Genomic DNA, 3,174 nt, shown 5'->3' on the forward strand with positions numbered 1-3,174 from the left:
GTGTGGGCATCGGACCTTGTTTCAGACCGCCTCCCAGCGCTCGCTGCGCTCGGAGCGGAACAGCGCGTCGATCACCCGCATGTTGGTGATCGCGTCGTCGACGCCGTAGGGCAGCGCGATCTCGCCACGCACCGCGCGCGAGAACGCGTCGCCCTGCAGCGTGTACTGGTCGGACTCGGGGAGGGTTTCGGTCTCGATGGCCGAGCCGTCGAGCGCGCGGCCGTCGTCGATGAAGATCTTCGTCCGGCCGCCGAGCGGCGCATTGAACGGGATCTGGATCTCGATGCGCCCGGTGGTGCCGACCACCTGCACGCGCTGGTACGGCACGCTCTGCGTCGACACCGTGAAATCGAGGTGACGGCCGCCGCCGAAGTCGGCGAGTGCGCTGCAGCTGCGGTCGGTGTGGAAGTTCGGGTCGCGGTCGACCAGCGCGATCACGCGCTTCGGGTCGGCCTCGAACATGAAGCGGCCGGCGACGATCGCGTAGCAGCCGATGTCGTACAGCGCGCCGCCGCCGATGTCGGCCATGTTGCGGATGTTGGCGGGGTCGTCGTTGAAGTACGAGAAGAACACCTGCACCTGGCGCACGGTGCCGATGCGGCCGGCGCGCAGCAGCTCGCGCACGCGCAGCCACTGCGGGTGGTAGCGCACCATGAAGGCCTCGCTGACGAGCACCTTGTCGGCGACGGTGCGCAGCTCGGCGGCCTCCTGTGCGGTGATCGACACCGGCTTCTCGCACAGCACATGCTTGCCGGCGCGCGCGGCCTGCAGCGTCAGCGGGATGTGCAGGTGGTTGGGCAGCGGGTTGTAGACGGCCTCGATCTCGGGGTCGGCGAGCATCTCCTCGTAGGAGCCGTAGGCCTTGGCCAGCCCGAGCTTCTGTGCTGCCCGCTGCGCCGGTTCGAGCGAGCGCGACGCGATGCCGCGCACCTCGCAGAAGGCGCTCTTCTGCATGCCGGGAATGACTTTCTCGAGCCCGATCTTCGCGGTGCTGAGCACCCCCCACACGACCTTCTTCATGCTGCCTCCGAAAATGATGCCGGCGCAGACTTTAGTCCGCGCGGGCGGGTTCGGGAAGGCGCAGGGGCAATCAGCTGCGCAGGTCGCGGCGCATGCGGACGGCGTCTTCGACGTCTTCGTAGTAGCCGGAGACGATGCCGGTCTCGCGGAAGCCGTGGTGCTTGTAGAACGAGCGGGCCTGCGTGTTGCTGGCGCGCGCCTCGACGCGGATCACCGCAATGCCCGCGGCGCGGGTGGTGGCATCGAGCCAGGCCATCAGGGTCGAGCCGATATGGCGGTGGCGCTGCGCCGCGGCGACCGCGAGCAGCAGCAGGTGCGCTTCCTCGTCGTCGTATTTCATGATCGCGAAGCCGTGCAGCACGCCCTGCTCGTGGCCGACGATCACATTGGTGCTGCGGTCGCGCAGGCTGCGGCGCACGCGTTGCGGCGTCCAGCGCCAGGGCAGGCCGTGCTCGATGGCCTCGCGCGACAGCGCGGCGATCGCGTGCGCGTCTTCGGGCAGGGCGAGTCGGATCTCGACGGGGGCGGGCATGGCGCGCAGCTTAAGCGCTCCGGCCCCCCGATCCGGGCGGGCGAACACGCCGATTTTTTTGATAGACTGGCGCCCTTGTTGGGGGGGTAGCTCAGCTGGGAGAGCGTCGCGTTCGCAATGCGAAGGTCGGGAGTTCGATCCTCCTCCTCTCCACCAACAATGATGCAGGCCTCAGAGGGAAACCTCTGAGGCCTTTCTGTTTCAGGCCCTCACTCCCCCATTTTTCGCTCCAGGTCGAAGGCTTGGTTGCCTGCCTGCTCGTGCACCAGCGCGGCCAGCTTCTTGAACATCCTCTCGTCGATGTTCTCCCAGCGCTGGGTCATGGTTGTGGCGCGGAGCACGCTCAAGGAGGGGGAGCCCTCCACGGGCGATTTCTCGACTACCGTTGAGCGCCGCTTGTCCCAATCGGAGTGCGCAATCATGGTGTCTCTGGCGTCGACGATGCGCGTGTGAAGCGCCTTCAGGTCGGCATCCTGCGCGACCTGAAGTTGCCCCAGGTCGACTTTCTTGTCGGCTTCCCCGTTGGTCCTCTCGCTCTTCTTGAAGCTGCGTGCATAGACCACGATGGCTGCGTGCATCAGTGCTGAGTGGATGGTGCCTTCAGGGTCCGCATCGGGGCCTTTGCTGCGGAGCGAAGTCAGGGCGTCAAGGTACTTCGCAGCTTGCTCGGCATCCTTGGCCAACAGCGATAGCCGGTTTGCAGTCGGGTTGCTCGTCACAGGCATGTCAGTTCCTCAATCCATGAGCCCACGGCAGAGGCACCATCATTTCTGTGGCGCACCGGGTTGCCTTGACGATACCTGCATCAATGCACATGCTGCGCTATTCGCGACACCTTTGAGTCCAGACCGACATGAGCAAGCCATCCACCGATAAAACCTCGTCCGAGCCGCGTGCGGACAAGCCGCTGCGCCAGTCCGACATCGACGCCGGCAAGTTGGTGTTGCGCAAGCGCGGCACAGGAGCGGCTGTCCAGCCACTCGAAGCGCAGACGGTTTGCGAGGAGCGCGAGCGCATCGAGGAAGGCAAGCTTGAGGCCCTCAACCAGGCGGCCCGCCAAGGTTGGCTCGACGTCTCGGCGGGGCGGTACGTCGATGTCGCAGATGATCAGCTTGAGGATTTCGTTGGAAACATGGGGCGGCGTGCCGCGCGCAAGACCAAGACGGCGAGCTGATGCATTCCCGCGCCCTCAGGCCTTCATCCCCCTCAGCACGTCATAGCATGCCCCCATGGTGTGGTAATCCACCTTCCCGGCCGGGCTCTTCTCGTCCGAGATCTTGCGGTTGTCGGGCGTGAGGATGCGGTAMCAGGCGCCGTGCTCGTGGTCGATCATGTGCGCCCAGCTGTAGCCCCACAGCTTGTCGTACCAGCCCCAGTACGCAGCGTCGCCGGTGCGCAGCGCGAGCAGCGCCGCCGCGGCCAGGCTTTCGGCCTGCACCCAGAAATACTTATCGCCGTCGCACACGCTGCCGTCGGGCGCGAAGCCGTAGACCAGGCCGCCGTGCGTCGCGTCCCAGCCGCGCCGCATCGCGGTGTCGAAGAAGCGGCGCGCGGTCGGCAGCAGCCACGCGGGCCGCTGATTGGCCGGCAGGTGGGTCTCCAGCTGCAGCAGCAGCTTGGCC

5 protein-coding genes and 1 tRNA gene are annotated in these 3,174 nt (G+C 66.4%); 2 read left to right on the forward strand and 4 right to left on the reverse strand.

Annotation, left to right across the window (positions count from 1 at the left end):
- Nucleotides 1-21: 21 nt before the first annotated feature.
- Together AC1D01_RS27135 and AC1D01_RS27140 are read right to left on the reverse strand one after the other, a co-directional pair.
- A complete protein-coding gene (locus AC1D01_RS27135) occupies nt 22-1,020 on the reverse strand; it encodes a Gfo/Idh/MocA family protein (protein ID WP_477871910.1) in 999 nt (332 codons plus the stop codon).
- A gap of 70 nt (nt 1,021-1,090) precedes the next feature.
- A complete protein-coding gene (locus AC1D01_RS27140; RefSeq protein WP_477871912.1) occupies nt 1,091-1,552 on the reverse strand; it encodes a GNAT family N-acetyltransferase in 462 nt (153 codons plus the stop codon).
- A gap of 80 nt (nt 1,553-1,632) precedes the next feature.
- On the opposite strand from AC1D01_RS27140, the gene AC1D01_RS27145 reads away from it, so the two are divergent.
- Nucleotides 1,633-1,708 (forward strand) — tRNA-Ala (locus AC1D01_RS27145).
- A 53-nt stretch (nt 1,709-1,761) separates the two neighbouring features.
- Here AC1D01_RS27145 and AC1D01_RS27150 read toward each other — a convergent pair.
- Nucleotides 1,762-2,277: a hypothetical protein gene (locus tag AC1D01_RS27150; protein ID WP_477871914.1), complete on the reverse strand. Its 516-nt coding sequence runs from the start codon at nt 2,275-2,277 to the stop codon at nt 1,762-1,764.
- Nucleotides 2,278-2,405: 128 nt separating this feature from the next.
- Here AC1D01_RS27150 and AC1D01_RS27155 point away from each other — a divergent pair, with 128 nt between their 5' ends.
- Complete coding sequence (locus AC1D01_RS27155; protein ID WP_477871916.1) at nt 2,406-2,726, forward strand: type II toxin-antitoxin system ParD family antitoxin; 321 nt, start codon at nt 2,406-2,408, stop codon at nt 2,724-2,726.
- Between the two features lie 15 nt (nt 2,727-2,741).
- On the opposite strand, the gene AC1D01_RS27160 is transcribed toward AC1D01_RS27155, so the two are convergent.
- On the reverse strand, nt 2,742-3,174 hold a 433-nt coding region (locus AC1D01_RS27160), incomplete at its 5' end, for an AGE family epimerase/isomerase (protein ID WP_477871918.1).

The sequence above is a fragment of the Rhizobacter sp. P3_B12 genome, from assembly GCF_056402895.1.